The 24,515-nt window shown below is 72.3% G+C and carries 23 protein-coding genes, 1 tRNA gene and 1 pseudogene; 11 read left to right on the top strand and 14 right to left on the bottom strand.

The features are described 5' to 3' along the window. Positions 1–71 precede the first annotated feature (71 nt). Positions 72–1,754, top strand: coding sequence for a phenylacetic acid degradation protein PaaN (gene paaN, locus ACZ4YL_RS31070; RefSeq protein WP_468121138.1), 1,683 nt, complete (start codon positions 72–74; stop codon positions 1,752–1,754). 45 nt (positions 1,755–1,799) lie between these two features. Here the strand turns inward: paaN and ACZ4YL_RS31065 are convergent, their stop codons facing one another. Then, on the bottom strand, positions 1,800–2,447 hold the full coding sequence (locus tag ACZ4YL_RS31065; protein ID WP_468121137.1) for a MerR family transcriptional regulator: 648 nt from the start codon (positions 2,445–2,447) through the stop codon (positions 1,800–1,802). 100 nt (positions 2,448–2,547) lie between these two features. On the opposite strand from ACZ4YL_RS31065, the gene ACZ4YL_RS31060 reads away from it, so the two are divergent. Beyond that, entirely contained in the window at positions 2,548–3,588 is a 1,041-nt protein-coding gene (locus ACZ4YL_RS31060; protein ID WP_468121136.1) for a hypothetical protein, read from the top strand. Here the strand turns inward: ACZ4YL_RS31060 and ACZ4YL_RS31055 are convergent. The 3 genes and pseudogenes from ACZ4YL_RS31055 to ACZ4YL_RS31045 all read right to left on the bottom strand — a co-directional run. After that, a pseudogene (locus tag ACZ4YL_RS31055) lies at positions 3,550–3,897 on the bottom strand (TrmH family RNA methyltransferase); the annotation flags it as partial. The gene ACZ4YL_RS31060 and the pseudogene ACZ4YL_RS31055 overlap by 39 nt on opposite strands. A 416-nt stretch (positions 3,898–4,313) precedes the next feature. Next, positions 4,314–5,492 carry an HTTM domain-containing protein gene (locus tag ACZ4YL_RS31050; protein WP_468121135.1) on the bottom strand — a complete coding sequence of 393 codons (1,179 nt, stop codon included), beginning with the start codon at positions 5,490–5,492 and terminating at the stop codon, positions 4,314–4,316. Beyond that, a complete protein-coding gene (locus tag ACZ4YL_RS31045) occupies positions 5,480–6,142 on the bottom strand; it encodes a DUF5819 family protein (RefSeq protein ID WP_468121134.1) in 663 nt (220 codons plus the stop codon). The genes ACZ4YL_RS31050 and ACZ4YL_RS31045 overlap by 13 nt, the downstream gene beginning before the upstream one ends. 135 nt (positions 6,143–6,277) lie before the next feature. Here ACZ4YL_RS31045 and paaA point away from each other — a divergent pair, with 135 nt between their 5' ends. The 6 genes from paaA (at position 6,278) to ACZ4YL_RS31015 (ending at position 11,252) form a co-directional block, all read left to right on the top strand. After that, positions 6,278–7,339: a 1,2-phenylacetyl-CoA epoxidase subunit PaaA gene (gene paaA, locus ACZ4YL_RS31040; protein ID WP_468121133.1), complete on the top strand. Its 1,062-nt coding sequence runs from the start codon at positions 6,278–6,280 to the stop codon at positions 7,337–7,339. After that, a complete protein-coding gene (paaB, locus tag ACZ4YL_RS31035; protein ID WP_030009045.1) occupies positions 7,336–7,620 on the top strand; it encodes a 1,2-phenylacetyl-CoA epoxidase subunit PaaB in 285 nt (94 codons plus the stop codon). Before paaA ends, paaB begins: the two co-directional genes overlap by 4 nt. Then, positions 7,617–8,360, top strand: coding sequence for a 1,2-phenylacetyl-CoA epoxidase subunit PaaC (gene paaC, locus ACZ4YL_RS31030; RefSeq protein WP_468121132.1), 744 nt, complete (start codon positions 7,617–7,619; stop codon positions 8,358–8,360). Before paaB ends, paaC begins: the two co-directional genes overlap by 4 nt. Beyond that, the gene (gene paaD / locus ACZ4YL_RS31025; protein ID WP_468121131.1) at positions 8,354–8,860 is read left to right on the top strand and encodes a 1,2-phenylacetyl-CoA epoxidase subunit PaaD; all 507 of its coding nucleotides are present in this window, start codon (positions 8,354–8,356) and stop codon (positions 8,858–8,860) included. The genes paaC and paaD overlap by 7 nt, the downstream gene beginning before the upstream one ends. Next, positions 8,861–9,964: a 1,2-phenylacetyl-CoA epoxidase subunit PaaE gene (gene paaE / locus ACZ4YL_RS31020; protein ID WP_468121130.1), complete on the top strand. Its 1,104-nt coding sequence runs from the start codon at positions 8,861–8,863 to the stop codon at positions 9,962–9,964. 145 nt (positions 9,965–10,109) lie between these two features. Then, on the top strand, positions 10,110–11,252 hold the full coding sequence (locus ACZ4YL_RS31015) for an acyl-CoA dehydrogenase family protein (RefSeq protein WP_468121129.1): 1,143 nt from the start codon (positions 10,110–10,112) through the stop codon (positions 11,250–11,252). A 20-nt stretch (positions 11,253–11,272) separates the two neighbouring features. Here the strand turns inward: ACZ4YL_RS31015 and ACZ4YL_RS31010 are convergent, their stop codons facing one another. From ACZ4YL_RS31010 to ACZ4YL_RS30965, 10 genes are all read right to left on the bottom strand, one after another. Next, positions 11,273–11,617, bottom strand: coding sequence for a rhodanese-like domain-containing protein (locus tag ACZ4YL_RS31010; RefSeq protein ID WP_468121128.1), 345 nt, complete (start codon positions 11,615–11,617; stop codon positions 11,273–11,275). 69 nt (positions 11,618–11,686) lie between these two features. Beyond that, the gene (locus ACZ4YL_RS31005; RefSeq protein WP_468121241.1) at positions 11,687–12,448 is read right to left on the bottom strand and encodes a hypothetical protein; all 762 of its coding nucleotides are present in this window, start codon (positions 12,446–12,448) and stop codon (positions 11,687–11,689) included. Positions 12,449–12,617: 169 nt separating this feature from the next. After that, positions 12,618–14,018, bottom strand: coding sequence for a DUF2252 domain-containing protein (locus ACZ4YL_RS31000; RefSeq protein ID WP_468121127.1), 1,401 nt, complete (start codon positions 14,016–14,018; stop codon positions 12,618–12,620). A 57-nt stretch (positions 14,019–14,075) separates the two neighbouring features. After that, entirely contained in the window at positions 14,076–14,735 is a 660-nt protein-coding gene (locus ACZ4YL_RS30995) for a response regulator (protein ID WP_468121126.1), read from the bottom strand. A 9-nt stretch (positions 14,736–14,744) separates the two neighbouring features. Further along, positions 14,745–16,457, bottom strand: coding sequence for a sensor histidine kinase (locus ACZ4YL_RS30990; protein WP_468121125.1), 1,713 nt, complete (start codon positions 16,455–16,457; stop codon positions 14,745–14,747). A gap of 96 nt (positions 16,458–16,553) precedes the next feature. Next, positions 16,554–18,131 carry a YrhB domain-containing protein gene (locus tag ACZ4YL_RS30985; protein WP_468121124.1) on the bottom strand — a complete coding sequence of 526 codons (1,578 nt, stop codon included), beginning with the start codon at positions 18,129–18,131 and terminating at the stop codon, positions 16,554–16,556. Between the two features lie 18 nt (positions 18,132–18,149). Next, positions 18,150–19,784: a putative T7SS-secreted protein gene (locus ACZ4YL_RS30980; protein ID WP_468121123.1), complete on the bottom strand. Its 1,635-nt coding sequence runs from the start codon at positions 19,782–19,784 to the stop codon at positions 18,150–18,152. Then, the gene (locus ACZ4YL_RS30975) at positions 19,784–20,425 is read right to left on the bottom strand and encodes a hypothetical protein (RefSeq protein WP_328962494.1); all 642 of its coding nucleotides are present in this window, start codon (positions 20,423–20,425) and stop codon (positions 19,784–19,786) included. Before ACZ4YL_RS30975 ends, ACZ4YL_RS30980 begins: the two co-directional genes overlap by 1 nt. Continuing rightward, complete coding sequence (locus tag ACZ4YL_RS30970; RefSeq protein ID WP_468121122.1) at positions 20,422–20,910, bottom strand: hypothetical protein; 489 nt, start codon at positions 20,908–20,910, stop codon at positions 20,422–20,424. The genes ACZ4YL_RS30975 and ACZ4YL_RS30970 overlap by 4 nt, the downstream gene beginning before the upstream one ends. Before the next feature lie 215 nt (positions 20,911–21,125). Further along, positions 21,126–21,208 (bottom strand) — tRNA-Leu (locus ACZ4YL_RS30965). A 293-nt stretch (positions 21,209–21,501) separates the two neighbouring features. Between ACZ4YL_RS30965 and ACZ4YL_RS30960 the strand changes: the two genes are divergently transcribed. The 3 genes from ACZ4YL_RS30960 to ACZ4YL_RS30950 all read left to right on the top strand — a co-directional run bounded on the left by ACZ4YL_RS30960 (position 21,502) and on the right by ACZ4YL_RS30950 (position 24,484). Continuing rightward, positions 21,502–22,359: an FhaA domain-containing protein gene (locus tag ACZ4YL_RS30960; RefSeq protein ID WP_468121121.1), complete on the top strand. Its 858-nt coding sequence runs from the start codon at positions 21,502–21,504 to the stop codon at positions 22,357–22,359. 10 nt (positions 22,360–22,369) lie between these two features. Beyond that, the gene (locus tag ACZ4YL_RS30955) at positions 22,370–22,876 is read left to right on the top strand and encodes an FHA domain-containing protein FhaB/FipA (protein WP_301368859.1); all 507 of its coding nucleotides are present in this window, start codon (positions 22,370–22,372) and stop codon (positions 22,874–22,876) included. 147 nt (positions 22,877–23,023) lie between these two features. Next, positions 23,024–24,484 (top strand): PP2C family protein-serine/threonine phosphatase, encoded by a 1,461-nt coding sequence (locus ACZ4YL_RS30950; RefSeq protein ID WP_468121120.1) that lies wholly within the window; start codon positions 23,024–23,026, stop codon positions 24,482–24,484. Positions 24,485–24,515 lie beyond the last annotated feature (31 nt).

The raw sequence follows: 24,515 nt of genomic DNA, 5'->3' as shown, positions 1-24,515 counted from the left end.
CGACCGATCGTTCGGTTACTCTAACTCCAGTCTGCTCTTCTTCGCCCGGCTCAACGAGGAGTTGGTCCCTGATGGCCGCCGAGCTCACCGTCCCCCAGCTGTCCGCCAAGCACCGGCCCACCCTGGACCAGGCCCTGTCGGCGATCCGCAGCCGCGCCTACTGGTCCCCGCATCCCGAACATCCCAAGGCGTACGGCGAGACCGCACCCGCCGACGGGCTCGCCGCCTTCGAGGCCGTCCGCGGCACCCGGCTGGACCTGGGCCAGCCCGGCACCGACGGCTGGACGGGCGCCGAGGTGTCCCCCTACGGCCCGGAGCTGGGTGTCGAGTACCCCCACGTGGACCCGGACGTGCTCCTGCCCGCCATGAAGGCCGGCATGGGTGCCTGGCGCGACGCGGGACCCGAGGCGCGCGCCCTGGTCTGTATCGAGATCCTGGCCCGCATCTCCGCCCGGACCCATGAGTTCGCGCACGCGGTCATGCACACCAGCGGCCAGGCCTTCATGATGGCGTTCCAGGCCGGCGGCCCGCACGCGCAGGACCGCGGCCTGGAGGCCGTGGCCTACGCGTACGAGGAGCAGACCCGGGTCCCGGGCCAGGCCGACTGGTCGAAGCCGCAGGGCAAGAAGGACCCGCTGCAGCTCGGCAAGACCTTCACCGCCGTCCCGCGCGGCATCGCCCTCATGATCGGCTGCAACACCTTCCCGACCTGGAACGGCTACCCCGGCCTGTTCGCCTCCCTCGCCACCGGCAACGCGGTGCTGGTCAAGCCGCACCCGCGGGCCGTGCTGCCGCTCGCGCTGACCGTCAAGGTCGCGCGGGAGGTGCTGGCCGAGGCCGGCTTCGACCCGAACCTGGTGGCCCTCGCGGTCGAGCGCCCGGGCGAGGGCATCGCCAAGACCCTCGCGGTCCGCCCCGAGATCAAGCTGATCGACTACACCGGGTCCACGGAGTTCGGGGACTGGCTGGAGACCAACGCCCGCCAGGCGCAGGTCTACACGGAGAAGGCCGGCGTCAACACCGTCGTCCTGGACTCCACCGACAACTACAAGGGCATGCTGTCCAACCTGGCGTTCTCGCTGTCCCTGTACAGCGGCCAGATGTGCACCACCCCGCAGAACCTGCTGATCCCGCGCGACGGCATCGCGACGGACGCCGGCCACAAGACCTACGACGAGGTCGTCGCCGACCTCGCGGCCTCGGTCGGCGGTCTGCTGGGCGACGACGCCCGGGCCAACGCGCTGCTCGGCGCGCTGGTCAACCCGGACGTCAAGACCCGGCTGGAGGCCGCGGCCGCCCTGGGCGAGGTCGCGCTGACCTCCCGGGAGGTCGTGAACCCCGAGTTCCCGGGCGCGGTGGTCCGCACCCCCGTCATGGTCAAGCTGGACGCCGCCAAGGCGGACCCGGAGGCGCCGTACCTCTCCGAGTGCTTCGGCCCGGTCTCCTTCGCGGTGGCCGTGGACACCACCGCCGACGCCCTCGACCTGCTGCGCCGCACGGTGCGGGAGAAGGGCGCCATGACGGTGGGCGCGTACACCACGTCCCCCGACACCGAGCGGGCCGTCGAGGAGGTCTGCCTGGAGGAGTCCGCGCAGCTCTCCCTGAACCTGACCGGCGGGGTGTTCGTCAACCAGACCGCCGCGTTCTCGGACTTCCACGGCTCCGGCGGCAACCCGGCGGCCAACGCTGCCCTGTGCGACGGCGCCTTCGTCGCGAACCGCTTCCGGGTGGTGGAGGTCCGCCGCCAGGCGTAACCGCGTCACCGCAGACCCCCGGCCCGGGTGGACCGCGCCCTCCTCCTACTCCTGCCGCTCCTCGGCGAAGAGGCGGGAGGAGGCGTCCACCTGGGCCATCCTGCGCAGGGCCGCGAACACCGCGTCGCCCACCACCGTGCCCACGACCACCGCCTCGACCAGGCCCTCGCGGTCCGCCCGGCGGGCCGTGTACTCCAGATCCGCACGGGCCACCCGCTCGGCCGCGTCGGCGTAGTCGTCGAGCAGTTCGGCGAAGGAGCCGTGGCCCACCCGCACGAGTGAGGCGAGGGCCGCCGCAAGCGCGTCGGCCGCCTTGTTCCCGGGCTGGATGCGCCAGCCGCGCACCTCGATCAGCCGCGTCACCCGTTCCCGGGCCAGCACCGCCTCGGCGTCGTCGTGGCCCCCGCCGTCGCCGTACTCGGGCACCAGCCGCTGGGCCGCAGCGCCGAGCAGCTTGTGCACCGGCCGCTCCTTGTCGTCGATGGCCACGAGGACGTCCCCGATGGCCGCCACCGACAGTCCGCCGACTTCCAGCAGGGCACGGATCAGCCGCAGCCGCCGCTCGTGCCCGTCGTCGTAGCTGGCCTGGTTCGGGCTGCTCAGCTCGCCCGGCGGAAGCAGGCCCTCCCGGACGTAGTACTTGATCGTCGGTACCGGGACCCCGGTTCGGCGGCTCAACTCTCCGATGCGCATGGCGTTTTCACTCGTTTCTTCTTGCCCCGTCCCCGCCCATCATAGATAGTGGGGCTATCAGATAGCGGCGAGCGTCACTATCCATTCTCCTGGGGGCTCCATGTCTGCGTTACGTACCTGGCACCGTCCACTGACCGTGTTCGCCGGCGTGATGGCGGTGTGGGCCGTCGGCTCGGCCGTGGGTCTCGCCGTCGACGGCCGCGTGCTGGTCGGCGCCCCGATCTGGGCCAAGCCCTTCAAGTTCGCCGTCTCGTTCGTCGGCTACGCGCTCAGCCTGGCCTGGATGCTCTCCCTGGCCGTCGCCGCCCGCCCTCGCCTGCGCAGGCCCGCCTGGTGGGCCGGTACCGTCGTCGTCGCGGCGAGCATGGTGGAAATGCTGCTCATGACGGGTCAGGTGGTCCGCGGCCGGCAGAGCCACTTCAACCGGCAAACCCCCCTCGACGCACAGATCTACAGCGCCATGGCCATCACCGTCGTCGTGCTGTGGACGGCCACGCTCGTCATCGCCGTCCTGCTCTTCCGGTCCCGCGTCGCCGACCGGGCCACCACCTGGGCGATCCGGATCGCCGCCGTCCTCGCCCTCGCGGGCGCGGGACTCGGCTTCCTGATGACCACCCCCACCGAGGCCCAGCTCGCGGTCGACGACGCACCGGTGGCGGGCGCCCACAGCGTGGGGGTGCCGGACGGCGGACCCGCCATGCCGCTGACCGGCTGGTCGACCACCGGCGGTGACCTGCGCATCCCGCACTTCTTCGGCATGCACGCCCTGCAGCTGCTCCCCCTGTTCGTGCTCCTGCTGGCCGCCCTCGCCGGGCGCTTCGCCCTGCTGCGCCGGGAGCGGGTACGGCTGCGGCTGACCCTGGTCGCGGCCGGGGTCTACGCGGCGGTGTTCGCGCTGGTGACCTGGCAGGCGCTGCGCGGCCAGGCGCTGGTCCACCCGGACGGGGCGACGCTCGGCGCGGCCGCGGCGATCGCGGCCGGGGGCCTCCTAGGAGTCCTCGCCGCCCTGTTCGTGGGCCGCCGGGGGGCCGCCCCAGTGGAAGAGGGTCATGGCCACGCTGGTGGCGAGGTTGTAGCTGGAGACCTGGGGGCGCATCGGCAGGGAGACGAGGTGGTCCGCCCGGGCGCGCAGCTCCGGTGAGATCCCGTGGCGCTCCGAGCCGAAGGCGAGCAGGGCGTCGTCCGGGAGGGTGAGGGCGCGGATGTCCGCGCCCTCGGGGTCGAGCGCGTAGAGCGGCCCGGGCGGCAGCTCCTCCAGTGCGAGGCGCTCGACGGTGGTGGCGTAGTGCAGCCCGGCCCCGGCCCGGACCACGTTCGGGTGCCAGGGGTCGAGGTCGCCGCGGGTCACGACGCCGGTGGCGCCGAAGCCGGCGGCGAGCCGGACGACGGCTCCGACGTTGCCCAGATTGCGGGGGTTGTCGAGGACGACGACCGGCGCCGGCCGGGGCATCCGCCCCAGCCCCGCGATGCCGGCGGCCCGGTCGGGCCGTACCGCGAGGGCCGCGACCCCGGTGGGATGCACGCGCGGCAGCACCTCCTTGAGCCCGGCCCGCCGCACCAGCCGCACCACGGCGGCCTCGACATCCGGAGCCAGCTCACGGGCCAGCGCCCATACGGCGCCGGGGTCCTCGGCGATGGCCATCCGCACATCGGCCCCGAACCGCAGGGCGTGCTTCAGCGCGTGAAACCCGTCGAGCAGCACGAGATCCCCCGCCTGCTCGGCCTCCCGCCATTCCCGCACCGTGTCGTCCATACCCCGACCCTACGGTCCACCGCACGCCGCCCGGACCGGATGATCCAGCCTCGCCGGCGATTGAGGCGCGGGGTCCGGGGCGGAGCCCCGGGAAGCGGCGCCGCAGGGCGCCGTCAGCGCGGCGCGGGCACCTGAACCGGCACCGGCGCGGCGGGATCCAGAACAGGTTCCGCAGCCCGCGCCCGCGAGCCCCGCGCAGCGCACCGTACCCCCACCCACACCAGGAACCCGGTCGGCAGGAACACCGCATCCGCGGCGATCATCGCCAGCGAGAAGAACGGCAGCCCCAGCAGCACCGCGATCCCCGCGTGCTCCAGCATCATCAGCGCGAGCAGCACGTTCTTGATCCGCCGGTTGAACAGCGTGAACGGAAACGCCACCTGCACCGCCACCGTCCCGTACGACAGCAGCATCACCAGCGTCCCGCTGCCCGCCACCAGCGCCGACAGCGCCGGCCACGGGGTGAAGTAGTCCAGCCCCAGCGGGTAGTACAGGGCCGTCCCGTCCTGCCACCGGGACCCCTGGATCTTGTACCAGCCCGCCGTCGCGTAGATCAGGCAGACCTCCGCCGTGATCACCAGCATGCCGGCGTTGTGCAGCAGGTTGGCCAGGACGTCCAGGACCGCCCGCCCCTCGCCCTGCGGCTCGTAGCGGTCGACCAGCCACCACAGCCCGCAGACCACCCACACCGCCGCGAGCGCCGCCAGCCAGCCGTAGCCGAACCGGCCGGTCACCGCGCCGAAGGCGAACACCGCGCCCAGCACACCCCACAGCACCGGCCCGGCCGCCCCGGCCGTCGCCGAGCCGCGCGTACGGGCCCTGCGCGCGTCCAGCGACCAGACCTGCGCGCACCGGGTCAGCACCAGATAGATCGCCATCAGGTGGATGACGTTGTCCCCGCCGTCGCCCATGAACACGCTGCGGTTCTGCAGCGACAGCACACCGACCATGAAGAGCACCGACGTCGCCCGCGTCCGCCAGCCCAGCAGCAGCCCCACGCTCGCCAGCACGGACACCAGGTAGACGAACTCGAACCACAACGAGGAGTCCGACCACATCAGCACCGTGAAGGCGTGGTTGGAATCGATCAGCCGCTCCGCGAGGTGCCAGCTCCACGGCCCGTCCGGCCCGTACAGCTCGGCGCGGTTCGGGAACTCGCGCAGCAGGAAGAAGAGCCAGGACGCGGCGAAGCCGATGCGGACCACGGCGCTCTGGTACGGGCCCAGCGCCCGCCCTGTGATCCGGGCGGCCGTCCGGCCCGCCGCCTCGCGGGCGCGCCTCACACCGTCCACCACGGCAGCTCCCGGTAGTAGGTCTGGGTGTCGGTGGTCTCGGTGCTCCACTTCGGCGCCGGCACCGCCGTGGTCGCCGAGCGCAGCTGGATCCGCAGGAGGATCCCGTCCCGCGAATGCGGGGGGAGCCTGTTCAGCGCGATCCGCCGGAGGTACTCCTCGGACAGCTGCCCGCGCTCGCCGTTCGGCTTGTTGTCCTCGTCGTGGGAGCCGGTGAAGAAGTCCCAGGCACGGCGGAGCTCGTTCTGCCGGGTGTGGCTCGGCATCAGGCTGTGCCGGATGGCCTCGCCGTCCTCGGCGCTCAGGTCGTGCCAGGGCGTGGTGACCACCTCGCCGTGGCCCATCCTGACCTCCGCGCGCACCTCCACCGCGATGTTCTGCTGCAGCGGGTTGGGGGCGAACAGCTTCCAGTTCTGTTCGAACTCGGGGTAGACCCAGCCGTCGATCGTCTTCGCGTGCTGCTTGCTGAGGGTGTTGCTCGGGGCCACGTGCAGGAAGACCAGTGCGAGGTGCGTACAGGCGGCCACCGCGATCACCCCCAGGGCCAGGGCGGTCACGACCCGGTACGGGGCGGACAGACCGGCGATTCCGGGCGTCCGCGGGGGCGGCGGAGCGGCCCCTTCGGACGGCTCGTGCTCGTTCGAATCCATCCCCACCCGATCGTCCGGCATCCACAGGGTTGACCTCAGAGGTTGACACCCTACGGGCCGCCGACCCACCATTGAAGCGAATGAACCGAACGATCGGTCGGTCGGGCGGACGGCGGACTCTGGCAGGGGGCCGGAATGGTGGCAGTGACCCCGGAGACGGGGCCGGACACGGCCCTCGGGACAGACGGGACGGACGGGACAGGCATGACTGCTGACCTGGGCGCACAGCTCGCGGCGGCATTCGACGCGGCCGTGGCGGCCGACGAGCGCGTGGAACCGCGCGACTGGATGCCGGACGAGTACCGCGCCTCCCTGGTGCGCCAGATGGCCCAGCACGCCCATTCCGAGATCATCGGCATGCAGCCCGAGGCCAACTGGATCACCCGCGCGCCCTCGCTGCGCCGCAAGGCGATCCTGATGGCCAAGGTCCAGGACGAGGCCGGCCACGGGCTGTACCTCTACAGCGCGGCCGAGACCCTCGGCACCAGCCGCGACGAACTGCTCGACAAGCTCCACTCGGGCAAGCAGAAGTACTCCTCGATCTTCAACTACCCCACCCTGACCTGGGCGGACGTCGGCGCCATCGGCTGGCTCGTGGACGGCGCGGCGATCACCAACCAGGTGCCGATCTGCCGCTGCTCCTACGGGCCCTACGCACGCGCCATGGTCCGGATCTGCAAGGAGGAGTCCTTCCACCAGCGCCAGGGGTACGAGCTGCTCCTCGCCCTCTCCCGCGGCACCGAGGCCCAGCACGCGATGGCCCAGGACGCGGTGGACCGGTGGTGGTGGCCGTCGCTGATGATGTTCGGCCCGCCGGACGACGAGTCGGCGCACTCGGCCCAGTCGATGGCCTGGCGCATCAAGCGGCACTCGAACGACGAGCTGCGCCAGCGGTTCGTGGACATCGCCGTCCCGCAGGCCGAGTCCCTCGGTCTGACCCTGCCCGACCCGGACCTGAAGTGGAACGAGGAGCGCGGACACCACGACTTCGGCGCCATCGACTGGGCCGAGTTCTGGAACGTGCTCAAGGGCAACGGCCCCTGCAACGAGGAGCGGATCGGCCAGCGGCGCAAGGCCCACGAGGACGGCGCCTGGGTGCGCGACGCGGCCGCCGCGTATGCGCGCAAGCAGACGGCACAGCAGGTGGCACAGCAAGCGGCGAAGCACGCCGGACAGAACGAGGAGGCACGGGTATGACGCAGAACTGGCCCCTGTGGGAGGTCTTCGTGCGTTCGCGCCGCGGCCTCTCGCACACGCACGCGGGCAGCCTGCACGCCCCCGACGCGGAGATGGCCCTGCGCAACGCCCGCGATCTCTACACCCGGCGTGGCGAGGGCATCTCGATCTGGGTGGTGCCCTCCACCGAGATCACCGCCTCCTCCCCGGACGAGCGGGACCCCTTCTTCGCACCGTCCGCCGACAAGCCGTACCGCCACCCCACCTTCTACGACATCCCGGAGGGGGTGAGCCACCTGTGACCAGCACCGACACCACGCGCCTCACCGGCGCCACCGCCGCGGCGGCACTCGCGCTCGGCGACGACGCGCTGATCCTCTCCCACCGCCTCGGCGAATGGGCCGGACACGCCCCCGTCCTGGAGGAGGAGGTCGCCCTCGCCAACATCGCCCTCGACCTGCTCGGCCAGGCCCGGATCCTGCTGTCCATGGCCGGCGACGAGGACGAGCTGGCGTACCTGCGCGAGGAGCGGTCCTTCCGCAACCTCCAGCTGGTCGAGCAGCCGAACGGCGACTTCGCCCACACGATCGCCCGCCAGCTCTACTTCTCCTTCTACCAGCACGAGGTCTACGGGGAGCTCGCCCTCGGGGACGGCCCGTTCGCGCCGCTGGCGGCCAAGGCCGTCAAGGAGACCGCGTACCACCGCGACCACGCCGAGCAGTGGACCCTGCGGCTCGGGGACGGCACCGAGGAGAGCCGCAGCCGTATGCGGGCCGCCCTCGACGCGCTGTGGAAGTTCACCGGCGAGATGTTCCAGCCGGTGGACGGCCTCGACGGCCTGGACCTGACCGCCCTGGAGGAGCGCTGGCTGACCGCGCTGACCGGCGTACTGGAGCAGGCCGGCCTCGACCTGCCCCAGGGTCCGCGCACCGGCGCCTGGGCGGCCGGAGCCGGACGGCAGGGCCTGCACACCGAGTCCTTCGGCCGGATGCTCGCCGAGATGCAGCACCTGCACCGCAGCCACCCGGGGGCCTCATGGTGACCACCGACGCCGGAACGACCCGCCTGGAGGCGGAACTGGCCGCGCTGGCCGGCTCCGTCCCGGACCCGGAGCTGCCCGTGCTCACCCTCGGTGAGCTCGGCGTGGTGCGCGGGGTGCGGATGCACAAGGACGGCCACGCCGAGGTCACCCTCACCCCGACCTACACCGGCTGCCCGGCCATCGAGGCCATGTCCGCCGACATCGAGCGGGCCCTGAACGGCCACGGCATCCCCGAGGTGCGCGTGACCACCGTGCTGGCCCCCGCCTGGTCGACCGACGACATCAGCGCCGAGGGCCGGCGCAAGCTCGCCGAGTTCGGCATCGCCCCGCCCCGGCCGCACGCGGCCGGCGGACCGGTCCCGCTGACCCTGTCGGTCCGGTGCCCGAACTGCGGATCGACCGACACCGAGCTGCTCAGCCGCTTCTCCTCCACCGCATGCAAGGCGCTGCGCCGCTGCACCGCCTGCCGCGAACCGTTCGACCACTTCAAGGAGCTCTAGATGGCCGCCCCCCGCCACGGCGCGTTCCACCCGCTGACGGTGGCGGCTGTCGACCGGCTCACCGACGACTCGGTGGCACTGACCCTGCGGGTTCCCGAGGAGCTGCGCGAGGACTACCGGCACGCCCCGGGCCAGCACCTGACGCTGCGCCGTGCCGCCCCCGAGGGCGGCACCGAGGTCCGCCGCACCTACTCGATCTGCTCCCCGGCACCGTCCGCGGACGGCCCGGGCCCGGAGCGGCTGCGGGTCGGCGTGCGACTGGTGGAGGGCGGCGAGTTCTCCACCTTCGCCCACAAGGAGATCGCCGCCGGGGACGTGCTGGAGGTCATGGTCCCGGCCGGGCGCTTCGTGCTGGAGCCCGCCGCCGCCCCGGCCGCGGGGCACTACGCGGCGATCGTCGGCGGCAGCGGCATCACGCCCGTGCTGTCGATCGCGGCGAGCCTGCTGGCCGCCCGGCCCGACACCCGTTTCTGCCTCGTGCGCAGCGACCGTACGGCGGCCTCGACGATGTTCCTGGAGGAGGTCGCCGACCTCAAGGACCGGTATCCGGCGCGGTTCCAGCTGGTGACGGTCCTCTCCCGGGAGGAGCAGGAGTCCGGGCTGCCCTCCGGGCGGCTGGACGAGGAGCGGCTGGCGGCCCTGCTGCCCGCGCTGCTGCCGGTGACCGAGGTGACGGGCTGGTTCCTGTGCGGCCCCTACGGCCTGGTGCAGGGCGCGGAGCGGGCCCTGGGCGCGCTCGGCGTGGCACGGACCCGGGTGCACGAGGAGATCTTCCACGTCGAGGACACCGCGCCGGCGGCCCGCCCCGCGGGTTCCCCGGCCTCCGCGCAGGGACGGGTCACCGCACGGCTCGACGGCCGTTCGGGCACCTGGCCGGTCCAGGACGGCGAGTCCCTGCTGGACGCGGTGCTCCGCAACCGCGCGGACGCCCCGTACGCCTGCAAGGGCGGCGTCTGCGGCACCTGCCGGGCGTTCGTGGTCTCGGGCGAGGTCCGGATGGAGCGCAACTTCGCACTGGAGGCCGAGGAGACGGAGGCCGGATTCGTCCTGGCCTGCCAGTCGCACCCGGTCACGGAGGAAGTGGAGATCGACTTCGACCGCTGAGCGGAACGACGTCCCTCGGGTCCGGCCCCTGTCCCACGACAGGGGCCTGTCCATTTTCAAGAACCTGTTCTATCTTGACGCACCGTCAGACGCGACAGCCGTCAGAGGCGACACCGTCAGACCCGAACGTGCGGGAGGACAGGCAGTGGACTTCACCTTCACCGAGGAGCAGCAGGCCGCCGTCGAGGCGGCCCGGGCCGTCTTCGCGGATGTCGCGCCCGACGGCGTGCCCAGCCCCGCGCTGACCCCGGGGGCCGTCGCCGACGACTTCGACCGCCCGCTGTGGGCCAAGCTCGCCGCATCGGACCTGCTGAGCCTGGTCCTCGCCGAGGAGCACGGGGGAGCGGGCCTGGACTCCGTCGCCCTGTGCCTGGTGCTGCGCGAGGCCGCCAGGGTGCTGGCGCGGGTCCCGCTGCTGGAGCACTGCGCCACCGCCATGGCCGTGCAGGCCCACGGCAGCCCCGAACTGGCCACCGCCCTGCTGCCCGGCGCGGGGCGCGGCACCCTCGTGCTCACCGCCGCCGCCCACGGGCGCTCCGGCCACGACCCGGCCGAACTCGCCGTCCTCGCCCGCCGCGAGGGCGAGGCGTGGGTCCTGGAGGGCACGCAGACCGCGGTCCCCTGGGCGCACAGCGCGGACTGGATCGCCGTACCCGCGCACACCGGCGAGGGCGAGGCCGTCCTCGCGCTCGTCCCGCGGGCCGCCGAAGGGCTGGCCCTGGCCGAGCAGGTCTCCACGAGTGGGGAGCGGCTCGCCGAACTCGCCCTGGACGGCGTGCGGGTGGACGGGACGCACCTCATCGAAACCCCGGGAGCCTGGGAACGGCTGCGCCAGCTCCTGGCCACCGGAACCTGCGCGCTGGCGCTCGGACTCGGCGAGAACGTACTCACCATGACCAGCGGGTACACCGGCAAGCGCGAACAGTTCGGCTTTCCGGTGGCCACCTTCCAGGCCGTCGCCGTCCAGGCCGCCGACCGGTACATCGACCTGCGCGCCATGGAGGTCACCCTGTGGCAGGCCGCCTGGCGGCTCGACGCCGCGACCGGCGGCGCCGGTGGTCCGCTGCCGAGCTCCGGTGATGTCGCGGTCGCCAAGATCTGGGCCTCGGAGGGCGTGCGCCGGGTCGTACAGACCGCCCAGCACCTGCACGGTGGCTTCGGCGCGGACACCGACTACCCGCTGCACCGCTACCACGCATGGGCCAAGCAGCTGGAGCTCCAGCTCGGCCCGGCCGCCGCGCACGAGGAGGCCCTGGGCGACCTGCTGGCCGCCCACCCCCTCGCCTGAGCCGGCTCCGCGGACAGGGCCTAGAGCACGAAGGCCGGGTTCCCGTTGTCCGTCACCATCGGGCGCCCGGCACCGTCCCAGGCCTGCATCCCGCCGTCGACGTTCACCGCGTCGATCTCCTGGCGCACCAGGTACTGGGTGACCTGCGCGGAACGCCCGCCGACCCGGCACATCACGTACACCCGGCGGCCGTCATCGACGGCCTCGGTCAGCTCGCCGAAGCGCGACACGAAGTCGCTCATCGGGATGTGCAGAGCACCCTCGACGTGGCCGGCCGCCCATTCGTCGTCCTCACGGACGTCAAGGACAAAGCCTTCGGAGGGCACCGCGGTGGCGTCCACCGAGGGGAGCGGTCCGAAGTTCATAGCTGTCGCCTTCTCTCTTCACGGATCTGCTGCCAACCTATCCGACCGCCCGGTACGGGCGGACCCGGCTCACTCGGCGGCGAGCTCCGCCGCCAGCTCCGCCTCACGCTCGGAGACCTGCGCGAGCAGCTGCTCCGCGATCTCCTCCAGCAGCCGGTCGGGGTCTTCGGGCGCCATCCTCAGCATCGACCCGATCGCGCTGTCCTCCAGCTCCTTGGCCACGAGCGACAGCAGCTCCTTGCGGCGTGCCAGCCACTCCAGCCGGGCGTACAGCTCCCCGCTCTCGCCCGGTACCGCCGCCTCGGGTGCCGGTCCGGCCGCCCACTCCTCGGCCAGCTCCCGCAGCAGTCCCTCGTCGCCGCGCCCGTAGGCCGCGTTGACCCGCGCGATGAACGCGTCGCGCCGCTCCCGCTCGGATTCCTCCTGGGCGAGGTCGGGGTGGGCCTGACGGACCAGCTCGCGGTAGAGGCGGCGCACCTCCTCCGAGGGCCGCACCCGCTCCGGCGGCCGCACGGGCCGGTCGGTCAGCATCGCGGAGGCGTCGTCGGAGATCCCGTCCGAGCCCAGCCAGTCGTGGAACAGCTCGTCCACCCCGGGCATCGGCATGACCAGCGAGCGCGCTTCCGCCGCCCGTCGCAGGTCCTCGGGATCGCCGCTGCGGGACGCCTTCGCCTCGGCGATCAGGGCGTCCAGTTCGTCGAGCCTCGTGTACATCGGGCCGAGCTTCTGGTGGTGCAGGCGGGAGAAGTTCTCCACCTCCACCCGGAAGGTCTCCACCGCGATCTCGAACTCGATCAGCGCCTGCTCGGCGGCCCGCACGGCCCGCTCCAGGCGCGCCTCCGGGCGCTCCCCACCGGTGACGGAGGAGTCACCGGAATCACCGGGGACTGTCTGCTCAGGCTGCTCGGTCTGCTCGCTCACCCGGCCAGCCTACGGCCCGTCCGCGCGGGCGGTGTTTCACGTGAAACACCGCCCGCGGCGACAGGGCCCGCCGACACCGTCAGACCCCGGTCTCCGCCGCGATCCGTCCGGCCCGTACGGCTGCCACCAGGTCGGCGTGATCGGCCTCGGTGCGGTCGGCGTAGGCCACGGCGAAGGTCGCCATCGCCTCGTCCAGCTCGTCGTTCTTCCCGCAGTACCCGGCCAGCAGCCGCGGGTCGACGCTGTGCGCGTGCGCCCGGGCCAGCAGGGCGCCGGTCATCCGCCCGTAGTCGTCTATCTGGTCGACGGCCAGCGCCGCCGGATCGACGCTGCCCTTGCGGTTGCGGAACTGCCGCACCTGGAAGGGGCGGCCCTCCACCGTGGTCCAGCCCAGCATGATGTCGGAGACCACCTGCATCCGCTTCTGCCCGGCCACCACCCGGTGGCCCTCGTGCTCCTCCGGCGCCGAGACGAAGCCGAGCCCGGGCAGGTGCGGCAGCAGCACCGAGGGCCGCGCCTCCTTGACCTGGAGCACCAGCGGCTCGCCCCGGTGGTCCAGCAGCAGGACCACGTACGAGCGGGTGCCGACGCTCCCGGTGCCCACCACGCGGAAGGCCACGTCCTGGATCGCGTACCGGGCCAGCAGCGGCAGCCGGTCGCCCTGGAGCGTGTGCAGGTAGGGGCCGAGCGAGGCCGCCACCGCCGCCGCCTCCGCGTCCCCGACCCGGCGCAGCACGGGCAGCGCGTCGACGAAGCGGCGGCCGCCGTCCGGCCCTATCTCCGTCGACTTGGCCGCGAACCGCGCGGAGGTGTTGTTGCGGGCCTTCTCCGAGACCCGCTCCAGCGTGCCCAGCAGATCGCGGGCGTCGGCGTGCGAGACCAGTTCCTCGTCGGCGATGGCGTTCCACGCGTCGAGCGCGGGCAGCCTGGACAGCAGCCGCATGGTGCGCCGGTAGGCGCCGACCGCGTCGAGTGCGGCCGCCCGGCAGGTGTCCTCGTCCGCGCCGGCCACCCGGCCCGCCAGCACCAGCGAGGCCGCCAGCCGCTTCACGTCCCATTCCCACGGGCCGAACACGGTCTCGTCGAAGTCGTTGAGGTCGATGACGAGCCGCCCGCGCGCGTCCCCGTACAGACCGAAGTTCGCCGCGTGCGCGTCGCCGCAGATCTGCGCGCCGACCCCGGTCACCGGACCGCCGGACAGGTCGTGGGCCATCAGCCCGGCCGCCCCGCGCAGGAACGCGAAGGGGTTCGCGGCCATCCGGCCGACCCGTATCGGAGTCAGCTCGGCGACCCGCCCGGCGTTGGACTCCTCCACCGCGCGCACGGCGTCCGGCCGCCCGGCCGGCGCCACGAAGGCGGCGTGCGCCGACCGTGGCAGGCGGGCGCGCAGCGCCTTGCCCTCCTCCTTCGGCGAACCGGCCGCCACCCTCGGCGCGAAGCCCGCCACGTCCGGAATCCGCTGACCCGCAATCGCCGCCATCGACGCCGCCCCCACCCGTTCACTTCATTGATCGCTTCTCGAACGGGCTGACCGTATCTACAGCCCGGCGTCCCTGGCCAGCAGTGCCGCCTGTACGCGGTTCTCGCAGTCCAGCTTCGCCAGGATCCGGCTCACGTACGTCTTCACGGTCGCCTCGCTCATGTGCAGCCGCCGGCCCGCGTCCGCGTTGGACAGCCCCTCGCCCAGCAGCGCCAGCACACCGCGCTCCCGCTCGCTGAGCTCCGCCACCTGACGCCGGGCCACCTCACCGCGCACGGCGGCCTTCCCGGACGCCAGCTGGTCCACCACGTGCCGGGTCGCCCCCGGCGAGAGGTACGCGTCCCCGGCCGCGGCCGCCCGGACCGCCCCGATCAGCTCGCCCGGCGCCGAATCCTTCAGCAGGAATCCCGCGCCGCCCTCGCCCAGGGCCCGCAGCACGTTCTCCTTCTCGCCGAAGGTGGTCAGGATCAGCGCCCGCACCTCCGGCGCGGCGCGCCGCAGCTCCCCCAGCGCCGTCAGCCCGTCCATCACCGGCATCTGGATGTCCAGCAGCATCACGTCGGGCGCGTGCGAGCGGGCCAGGTCCACCGCCTCCCTGCCGTTGGCCGCCTCCGCGACGACCTCGATGTCCGGCGCCGAGGTCAGGATCATCCTGATCCCGGCCCGGATCAGTGGCTCGTCGTCGGCGATCACCACTCTGATCACTTCGGCTGTCACACCGCGCTCCTACTGCTTGACCTCGTACTCCTGCTTGTCCACGAGCTTGCCGTCCTTGAAGCAGAACCGGAAGATCCGGTCTGTTCCCAGGCCGCTCGGCTGGTCTTCGGCCAGCAGGGCCAGACACTCCGAGCCCGCCGGCTTGGGCGGCCCCTTGCGGGCGGCCCCGGCGGTCAGGAAGTTCTCCCCGCTCGGCAACCGGTCGCGGACGGCCTGTTCCGTCTCGCCCACGTGCACGGCGTCGAACTCGTCCTGGTCGATCATCGCGTCACTCGCCGAGTCGATCATCAGCACCACTGCGGCGCCGAACACGACCACCAGCAGCACCACCGCCGCGAAGGCGATCCCGCAGCCCACCGCGAGGCCGCCGGACCGGCTGGGCATGCGCACGGCCAGCTCCCGGTCCACCGCCTCCCAGTCCATCGGCTGCTCCCCGCCGCGGCCCCGCCCCCGTACGCGGCCGCGCGTGCGGGCCTGCGCCTGGGCCCGCTGCCCGAAGTCGTCGGCCACGTCCTCCACCCCGGCCGGCTCCGCCCCGTACGGCAGGACCCCGGCCACCCGGAACCCGCCGCCCTCGACGGGGCCCGCGTGCACCATCCCTCCGACGAGCCGGGCCCGCTCGCGCAGCCCCGTCAGGCCCTGCCCGCCCGACACCACCTCGTCGTCCGCCGGACCGGCCGACGGACCGTTGGCGATCTCCACGACCAGCGAGTCGTCCTCGAACCGCAGCTCCACCGCGATCGGCGCCCCCGGCGCGTGCTTGTACGCGTTCGTCAGGGCCTCCTGCACGATCCGGTACGCGGCGTGGTCGCAGGCCGCGACCAGCGGCCTCGGCTGCCCCGACGTGGTCATCCGGACGTCGGTCCCCGAGCCCCGTGCCGCCTCCACGACCCCCGCGATACCGGCCACACCGCGCGCCGCGGGCTGGGCCTCCTCCACGGGCGCGGGCGCCTCCACCCCGTCGCGCAGGATGCCGACGACCTCGCGCAGCTCGTGCATCGCGGCCACCGAGGCCTGCCGCAGCACGCCCACCGCCTCGCGCTGACGGTCGGTGAGTTTCGGATCCACCTCCAGCGCGCCGGTGTGCACGGAGATCAGCGCCAGCTGGTGACCCAGGCTGTCGTGCATGTCCTGGGCGATGCGCTGGCGCTCGCGCAGCCTCGCCTGCCCGGCGACCATGGCCCGCTCGCGCAGCAGCTGCCCGTTGCGCTCCTGGAGCGCGCGCAGCAGGGTCCGGCGCTGCGACCAGTACCGGCTGGCCAGACCCGGCATCACCGTCATCGCGAGGAACATCAGCGTGGAGAACACGATCACGAGCAGCGGTCTCATCTGCGACCACTGGTCCAGCACGCTGAAGCCGACCGCCGCGACGAAGGCCAGCGTGAAGGCGGCCAGCGCCCGGCCCACCCCCACGATCCGCCGCCCGGCCGACCAGCCCATCAGGGGCAGGATGAAGAACGCCCCGGGCAGAGCGGTGATCACCGCCGCCCCGAGCACGAGCGTGGTCCCCGGCAGCCTGCGGCGCAGCAGCGTGAGCACCATCACCGCTGCGGCTCCCCCGAGCATGCGCGGAGCGGAGGCGTGGCTGAGCTCCTCGACGCCCAGGCCGAGGATGGCCAGCACACCGCCGAGCGCCAGGTCCCCCGCCAGCATCCGCCGGGTCCACGGCTCCGGGCCCCTCAGCCAGTCCCAGCCGGCCCGCGTCTTCGCCTTCGCATCCACGCGCCCGACCCTAGACACCCGCACCCCGGCCCGGCCGCCCTCTTTCGTCTCGCCCCGCACGACGAAAGTCGACCGCGGCCCCACCGCGGCCTTCCCTCACCGGTACCGGACCACCCGGACACCGGACTCGCGGAAACCGTCCAGGTCCCGCAGCTCTTCGGCGGAGGAGTCGATCAGCCCCACCATCCCCGACTCGCTGTGCAGTCCCGCGAGGAGCACTCCGGTGCTCTCCCGCCCCCGCGCGTCCAGCCGCCTCACCCACACCAGGGCCCGGCCCCCGGCCGGCAGGGCCCTGAGGCCCCCGACCGCCGCGGCCACGGTCGGATGCTCCGAGACGGACAGCACCGGGCCCAGCTCCGCCATGGTGGAGCTGAACCAGTCGGCCTTGTCCGGCGCGGGCACCGGCCCCGCGGGCTCGTTCCGGTCCCAGGCGGCCAGGAACCCCCAGGGGTCGGCGTTGGGCAGCAGGAACGGCTCCTGCGGCCCCTTCGGCACGACCACCGCGGCGTCGAGCATCGCGTGGCGCCAGTCACCGGTGCGCAGCGCGGCGGTGGTCTGGCAGGCGAACAGCCACCCCCGGGCGGTCTCGTCCTCGGCGGCCGGCTCGACCAGCTCGACGGGATCCGCGAACGTGTCCCTCAGCCACCGCTCGGCCTTGTGCCGGGCGGTCCTCAGATCGGGTGCGGCCGACGGCACCCCGGCCCCGGGCTCGACCCGGGCGAAGACCAGCTGCAGCACACCGACCTGGTCCAGCCGTGCCAGCCCGCCGGTCATCCCGTCCAGGAACACCACCTGACCGTTGTTGTTGTGCGCGTAGAGCAGGTGCCCGCTGACCTCGGTGCCGCCGATGACGCGCCGCACCCACACCACGCCCTGGGTGTCCGGTCCGGTCTCCTCGGCCCGCGTGATCACCTCGTCCCAGCTCGCGCACCGCAGCTCGCGCGCGGCAGGGAAGTAGCGGCGCAACAGCAGCTCCCACCAGCCGGGCGCCTCGTGCGCGGGCTGCCACGGCAGCGGCGACGAGGGGCCGCCCGCGATCGCGGCGGCCGTCGTGACCACGCAGCCGCGGGCGTTCAGCCGCCTCGCCTGCGCCTGCGGGTCGCGCTCGACCGGATCGCGCGTGTACGCCGAGGCGTCGCCCCACGGATCGTACGAGGCGGGGTGGAACGGCTCCCCGTAGTCCTTGGGCACCACGAGCGACGCCGCCAGCATCGGCGTGCGCGGATAGCCCGGCTGCTCGGTGGTCCGGCAGGCGAACAGCCAGGTCCCGGCGTCCTCCGTGACGGGCTCGATGCTCACCAGCTCGACGAGCCCGTTGTACGTGGACAGCAGCCACTCCAGCGCGGTCTGCCACGGCTCGGCCTTCGAGGTCTTCGCCGTACCGGCCCGCTCCCAGCCGCCGTGGCGCACGTAGGCGAGGTACTCGTCGAGGGGCAGGTGCGTCGGCGGGAAGTCCACACGCGAGCCGTCCTTGGCCACGATCACCAGTTTGTTGAACGGACCCACCAGGGGATCCCCGGCGTCGATGCTCTCCTGGGTGTCGTACCGGACGATCCAGGCCAGCTCGTGCTCCTGGGTGAGCTCCGGCTGCAGCACGATCGTCCACGGCTCCGAGGCGAACGCCTGATCGAGGCGGACCCGGGCCGCTTCGACGGCCTCGTTCAACGTGATCATTTCTGATTCCTGACGACGCTAGCGGTAGGGGACATGCGCGATCTCGCTGATGTTGTGTGTCTCAAGTGTGGCCAGCTTCCCCGTCTGGCCGTCCAGGAAGACGACTCCGTGGGGGGTGTTCACCGCGTTGAAGACGTGGCCGGCCGTCCCGTGGCGGGAGATCGCGACGACACTGCGCGAATCCGGCCCCCGCTGTTCGAGGTCCTTGACGATGTCGTCGTAGCTGCTGACGACCTTCTTCGCGCTCGGTTCGACACCGAGTTCCTTGTACGGGATGTCGCCCGGCCCGGTCTTCGGCGCGGCCGAGACCTCCACACCGTCCAGCCGGCGGTCCAGCGTCACCACGTTGTTGGTGCAGTTGTACTGGTAGCCCGGCATGTTCGTGTTGTTCATGTCCTTGAGCCACGGGTACTGGTCGTCGATGAACTTCTGGGCGTCCTTCTTCCCGACCGAGTCGGCGTGGATCGAGGGCCGCTCGGTCACGCCCTTGGTCGGCTTCGCCAGATGCGACCAGGCCGACGGCTTCGCCGCCGCAGCCTCCGCGACCCGCACCCCCGCCCGGGCACCGCCGAAGCCCTTGGTGCCGATGAGCTCCGGCACGAGCCGGCCCAGGCCCTCCGACGGGTCGTTCTTGAAGCTGTCGATCAGGGCGCCCGGGATCCGCTCCGGGTGGGCGGCCGTCGACACCAGGCCGGCCAGCGTCATGTTGAGGTTCTGCTGGTATTCGGCGGGGTGGGTGAGGTTGTACGGGTCCATCGGGTTCAGGCCGCGCGCGAAGTTGAGCAGCCCCGCCGTGCCCTTGACCACGCCGCCGACGAAGTGGTTGAGCTCCACCGCCTGGCCGCCGTAGTAGTCCGTGAGCCCGGCCAGGGCCCGGTCCGTCGCCGAGGGCTCCTTCGGGGCGTGCTCCAGCGCCGCCTCCATCGCCTTGGCCACGGCCCCTGCGGCCTCGTCGCGCTGCCTGCGGGCCTCCTTCAGGATCTCGTGGGCCCGCGTGCCGTCGGCCTTGCCGACGTCGACCGGTTTCTGCGGCTCCGGTCCGGGATCCCGGCCGGCCTTCGCCGCTGCGGTGTAGGTCTCGGCCTTCGCGACGTACGCCTCGTGGGCGTCCTTGGCGGCCTTGACGGCCGCCTTGTACAGGTCGATGGCCTGCTGCGCCTGCGTCTGCGCCCATTCCACCGTCTCCGCGTACCGGTTCAGCGCGCCCGCCGCCGCCTCGCAGGCGTCGGCGGCGTGCAGCCAGTCCGTGGGGTGCATCGCGAACTTCTGCCGGAACGCGTCGGCCGCCTGCCCCTTCCAGTGGCCGGAGTCCAGCGCCCGCATGCCCTGGCCGACCCGGTCGAACGCCCCCTTGAAGTCCGTCAGGTGCTTCGCCGACTCCCGGATCTTCGCAGGCTTGCCGTGCACCAGCTCGTTCGCCTGCTCGGTCTGGCCGAGCTGCTGCTCGCCGACCGAGGCACCCAGGTTCGAGGCGACGTCGTCGCCCCAGTCCTCGACCTTGTCGGCCCAGTCGTCCGCCCCGACGTATTCCAGGCCCGCGCCGATCCCGTCGGTGGCCTTGTCGACACCCTGACCGACGACCTTCTTCGCACCCTCCCAGCCGTCGTCCAGCTTCTCCAGACCCTTGTCCAGGAGACCGCCCCAGTCCGCCATCAGCGCTCACCGCCCGAGGGCTGCACCTGCGGCTGCGGCGCCGGGCCGACCCAGTCGTCGACCGCCGCGTCCACCTCGTCCCGCATCCCCGTCGCGTTGATGATCTGGTTGCCGAGGAGCATGTCCGAGCTGTTGACGTCCCGCACCGCGCCCTTCCAGGCCTCCTTGCTGTTCTCGCGCGCCCGTTCGAAGGACTCGTCGCTGTAGTCCGCGTCCCGGATCTGCGTGTACGGGTTGTCGGAGAGGACCTCGCCCCAGTCCTTGTCGATGACGTCCTTCTCCGACGCGTACGGATTGCCCATCGCGGAGTTCGTCAGCACCTTGAAGCTGCCCTGGATGTACTGGTCCTGCTCGTGCATCACACCCGCCGACAGACCGACGTCGAACGCGAACTGGTTCCCCTGCTGCACGAGCGCCCGTACGCCCCACTCCCAGCGCTCGCAGAACGTCTTCATCGAGGCCGTCAGGCCCTCGTTCCCGCTCTCCATCCCCGACAGCGCCAGATCCGTGAAGCCCCGGCCCATGCTGGCCGAACCGACCATCCCGAGCTCCTTCAGCTCGCCCAGCGTGTCCGTGATGCCCTTCGCTATCTGTCCCAGCGCCTGCTTCGAGACATCGACGTCCGCCCCGTCCCCGCTCACACCTTCTCCTCCCGTCCGTCCCCGTCGAGCGCCGCGCCGTCCGGCACCAGCCCTCGCACCGGCGGGAAGACGATCCCGTCCGGCCCCGCCGCGTCCAGCGCCACCCCGCACGGGAAGTCCAGCGCCGGGATCACCTCGTCCAGCAGCCGTGCCCCGACGATCCGCCGGTACGGCCACTCCCGCTCGGCCTCACCGCGTGCGTCGGCGAACCGGGCCAGCGTCTCGAGCCCCGAGAACGCGCAGATCCAGTCCAGTCCGCCCAGCTCCGCCGTCCACAGGCCGCCGCGCTCGTCCAACGGCACGAGCACCGCCCGGCTGCGGAAATCCGCCAGCCGCTCCAGTACCGCCTCGCGGGCCGCCGCCGCATCCACCGCACCGGCAGGTTCCGGCTCACGCGCCGGAGCGGCCGGCTCCACCGGCACCCCTGCGTCCACGCGCCCCGTCGCGGCGGCCCGCAGCCGCCCCCACTCCTCGTCGAAACCCACTCACGACTCCTCGTACCGACCGGGAAGCACACTCGTGCACATCCGTCAGCCACAACTCGTCTCGAAATTCGGACAGTTGGCTCAACCCTAACCCTGCCTTCGGACAGGACCGCAGCTCAGGGGCCCCAAGGAGGGACGTACGTCACACATACGCCGGGGCGGGGAAACACGAAACGGCCGCCACCGCTTTCGCAGTGACGACCGTCTCGTCGATGTGGGCGAGGGGGGATTTGAACCCCCACGTCCCGAAGGACACTGGCACCTGAAGCCAGCGCGTCTGCCGTTCCGCCACTCGCCCGAGCAGCGTCCCAGTGGATCTTCCCTTTCGGGCCTTTCCCCTGGCGACGTCGAAACATTAGCACGGAGAACGGGGTGGATTCACATCGCTTTCCCGGCACCCCCGCGCCCCGCCGCGGACGGCCCCTCCCGCACTCCGCTCCCGGTGCGGGACACTGTCCTGGGAGCCCCCCTACGATCCCCTGTGAGGACCAACACTCGTCCTCACAGGAACGATGGGGAACCACCCGAATCCGCCACGCGTGGATACGATCAGTAAGCAGTACAGGGCGACAGCGACGGAGGAGGTGCCCCATGGGAGTTCTGAAGCGGTTCGAGCAGCGACTCGAAGGTCTGGTGAACGGCACCTTCGCCAAGGTGTTCAAGTCCGAGGTCCAGCCGGTGGAGATCGCCGGAGCCCTCCAGCGGGAGTGCGACAACAACGCCACCATCTGGAACCGCGAGCGGACCGTCGTCCCCAACGACTTCATCGTCGAGCTCAGCGCCGGTGACTACGACCGCCTGAGCCCCTACTCCGGGCAGCTCGGCGACGAGCTCGCGGGCCTGGTCCGCGACTACGCCAAGCAGCAGCGCTACAGCTTCATGGGCCCCATCAAGGTCCACCTGGAGAAGGCCGACGACCTCGACACCGGGCTCTACCGGGTCCGCAGCCGCACCCTCGCCTCCAGCACCTCCCAGCCGCAGGCAGGGCCGCCGTCACCCCAGGGCGGCTACGGCTACCCGCCGGAGAACCAGCCGCAGGGCGGCTACGGATATCCGCCGGTCGCGGCCCCGCCCATGCCGAGCGCCCCGCCCCCGGGCGGACCCGGCGCTCGGCGGCCCACTCCGGGCGGACCCGTCGGGACGGCCCCCGCGGCCGGCCCGGGCGGCGCCCGGCGCCACTGGATCGAGATCAACGGCACCCGCCACCAGATCTCGCGTCCCACGCTCGTACTCGGCCGAAGCACGGAAGCCGACGTGCGGATCGACGATCCCGGCGTATCCCGCCGGCACTGTGAGATCCGGACCGGAACGCCCTCGACGATCCAGGATCTCGGGTCCACCAACGGCATCGTGGTGGACGGGCAGCACACCACCCGCGCTACGCTCCGCGACGGCTCGCGGATCGTCGTGGGCAGTACCACCATCATTTACCGGCAAGCCGAAGGGTGAAGCGGGGGCAATGTCAGAGCTGACCCTGACGGTCATGCGGTTGGGTTTCCTGGCCGTTCTGTGGCTGTTCGTCATCGTGGCCGTCCAGGTCATCCGCAGCGATCTCTTCGGGACGCGCGTGACCCAGCGCGGATCGTCCCGTCGTGGTGGCGGAGGCGCCGGCGGCGCCCCGCAGCAGGCGGGCCGCCAGGCCGCGCCTCCGCAGCAGCGCCAGCGGCGCGGCGCACCCACCAAACTCGTCGTCTCCGAGGGCATCCTCACGGGAACCACGGTGGCCCTCGCCGGCCAGACGATCACGCTGGGCCGCGCGCACGACTCAACGATCGTGCTGGACGACGACTACGCGTCCAGCCGCCATGCCAGGATCTATCCCGACCGTGACGGCCAGTGGATCGTCGAGGATCTCGGGTCCACCAACGGCACGTATCTCGACCGGACCCGGCTGACCACCCCGACGCCCATTCCGCCGGGCGCACCGATCCGCATCGGCAAGACCGTCATCGAGCTGCGGAAGTAGTACGAGAATGAGCGAGCGGAGCGAGCGCGCGGCGGCGATCCGTCCCACCGAGGACACGGACCCGAGCGCGCTCCCGACCGGAGGGTGGGCAGTGTGGCTCGAGACCGGTTGTACCCGGAGGCAGCTTCGTCGACAGGGCAGGTGCGCATGAGTCTGTCCTTGCGGTTCGCCGCCGGATCACACAAGGGCATGATCCGCGAGGGGAACGAGGACTCCGGCTACGCCGGTCCCCGGCTCCTCGCGATCGCCGACGGCATGGGAGGCCAGGCCGCCGGCGAGGTCGCGAGCTCCGAGGTGATCTCCACGCTCGTGCAGCTCGACGACGACGTCCCGGGCTCCGACATCCTCACCTCCCTGGCCACGGCCGTGCAGCGCGCGAACGACCAGCTGCGCGTGATGGTCGAGGAGGATCCGCAGCTCGAAGGCATGGGCACCACGCTGACCGCCCTGCTGTGGACCGGCCAGCGCCTCGGCCTCGTCCACGTCGGCGACTCCCGCGCCTATCTCCTCCGCGACGGCGTCCTCACCCAGATCACCCAGGACCACACCTGGGTGCAGCGCCTCGTCGACGAGGGGCGCATCACGGAGGAAGAGGCCACCACCCACCCGCAGCGCTCCCTCCTGATGCGCGCGCTCGGCAGCGGCGACATCGTCGAGCCCGACCTCTCCATCCGTGAGGTCCGGGCCGGTGACCGCTACCTGATCTGCTCCGACGGGCTCTCCGGCGTCGTCTCCCACCAGACCCTGGAAGAGACCCTCGCCGACTACCACGGTCCCCGCGAGACCGTGCAGTCGCTGATCCAGCTCGCGCTGCGCGGCGGCGGACCCGACAACATCACCTGCATCGTCGCCGACGTCCTCGACACCGACAGCGGCGACACCCTCGCCGCCCAGGTCAGCGACACCCCGGTGGTCGTCGGCGCGGTCGCCGAGAACCAGCACCAGCTCTTCGACGGCGGCAACGCCATGCAGACCCCGGCCGGCCGGGCCTCGGGCCTCGGCCGCCACGGCCAGCCCCCCGCCGGCGCCTTCGGCCCCCCGGGCAGCGGCGACGCCCCCGGCTACGGGTACTCCGACCAGGGCCAGGGCGCGGGCGGCTACGGCACCTTCGGCGAAGCCGACGCCTACACCGGCGACCCGGGCTACGAGGACACGTACGACCACCCCCGCAGGCGCCGCAGCAAAGGGCGCAAGTGGACCACCCGTACGCTGACCCTGCTCATCGTCGCCGGCGTCATCGGCGGCGGCCTCTACGCGGGCTGGCGCTGGACTCAGACCCAGTTCTACGTGGGCGTGAAGGGCGAGCACGTCGCGCTCTTCCGCGGCATCAGCCCGAAGCTGGGGCCGCTGGAGCTCTCCAAGGTGGAGACCGACCGCCCCGACATCGAACTGAAGTACCTGCCGCCCTTCAAGCGGAAGCTGGTCGAGGCCACCATCAGCGAAGGCAGCCTCGACGCCGCCAAGAGGAAGCTCGACGACCTCGGCGTCCAGACCTCCGCGTGCAAGAAGGACGAGGAACGCCGCAACGCCGAGGCGCAGAACAGCCAGACGCCCGCCCCCAGCCTGACTCCGGAGGAGCAGCAACTGGTCGGGCTGTGCGGCAAGTAGTAGACATACGCGGGCGCAGGGGGCCTGCCAC

The organism is Streptomyces sp. NPDC030021 (genome assembly GCF_055574035.1).
This window is presented reverse-complemented; position numbering and strand designations above follow the sequence as displayed.

Excerpts from the sequence above, each read along its gene's own strand:
- paaN (WP_468121138.1), top strand. The coding sequence starts at position 72 with ATGGCCGCCGAGCTCACCGTCCCCCAGCTGTCCGCCAAGCACCGGCCC.
- ACZ4YL_RS31065 (WP_468121137.1), bottom strand. The coding sequence starts at position 2,447 with ATGCGCATCGGAGAGTTGAGCCGCCGAACCGGGGTCCCGGTACCGACG.
- ACZ4YL_RS31060 (WP_468121136.1), top strand. The coding sequence starts at position 2,548 with ATGTCTGCGTTACGTACCTGGCACCGTCCACTGACCGTGTTCGCCGGC.
- ACZ4YL_RS31045 (WP_468121134.1), bottom strand. The coding sequence starts at position 6,142 with ATGGATTCGAACGAGCACGAGCCGTCCGAAGGGGCCGCTCCGCCGCCC.
- paaA (WP_468121133.1), top strand. The coding sequence starts at position 6,278 with ATGGTGGCAGTGACCCCGGAGACGGGGCCGGACACGGCCCTCGGGACA.
- paaB (WP_030009045.1), top strand. The coding sequence starts at position 7,336 with ATGACGCAGAACTGGCCCCTGTGGGAGGTCTTCGTGCGTTCGCGCCGC.
- paaD (WP_468121131.1), top strand. The coding sequence starts at position 8,354 with ATGGTGACCACCGACGCCGGAACGACCCGCCTGGAGGCGGAACTGGCC.
- paaE (WP_468121130.1), top strand. The coding sequence starts at position 8,861 with ATGGCCGCCCCCCGCCACGGCGCGTTCCACCCGCTGACGGTGGCGGCT.
- ACZ4YL_RS31010 (WP_468121128.1), bottom strand. The coding sequence starts at position 11,617 with ATGAACTTCGGACCGCTCCCCTCGGTGGACGCCACCGCGGTGCCCTCC.
- ACZ4YL_RS31000 (WP_468121127.1), bottom strand. The coding sequence starts at position 14,018 with ATGGCGGCGATTGCGGGTCAGCGGATTCCGGACGTGGCGGGCTTCGCG.
- ACZ4YL_RS30985 (WP_468121124.1), bottom strand. The coding sequence starts at position 18,131 with ATGATCACGTTGAACGAGGCCGTCGAAGCGGCCCGGGTCCGCCTCGAT.
- ACZ4YL_RS30980 (WP_468121123.1), bottom strand. The coding sequence starts at position 19,784 with ATGGCGGACTGGGGCGGTCTCCTGGACAAGGGTCTGGAGAAGCTGGAC.
- ACZ4YL_RS30960 (WP_468121121.1), top strand. The coding sequence starts at position 21,502 with ATGGGAGTTCTGAAGCGGTTCGAGCAGCGACTCGAAGGTCTGGTGAAC.
- ACZ4YL_RS30955 (WP_301368859.1), top strand. The coding sequence starts at position 22,370 with ATGTCAGAGCTGACCCTGACGGTCATGCGGTTGGGTTTCCTGGCCGTT.
- ACZ4YL_RS30950 (WP_468121120.1), top strand. The coding sequence starts at position 23,024 with ATGAGTCTGTCCTTGCGGTTCGCCGCCGGATCACACAAGGGCATGATC.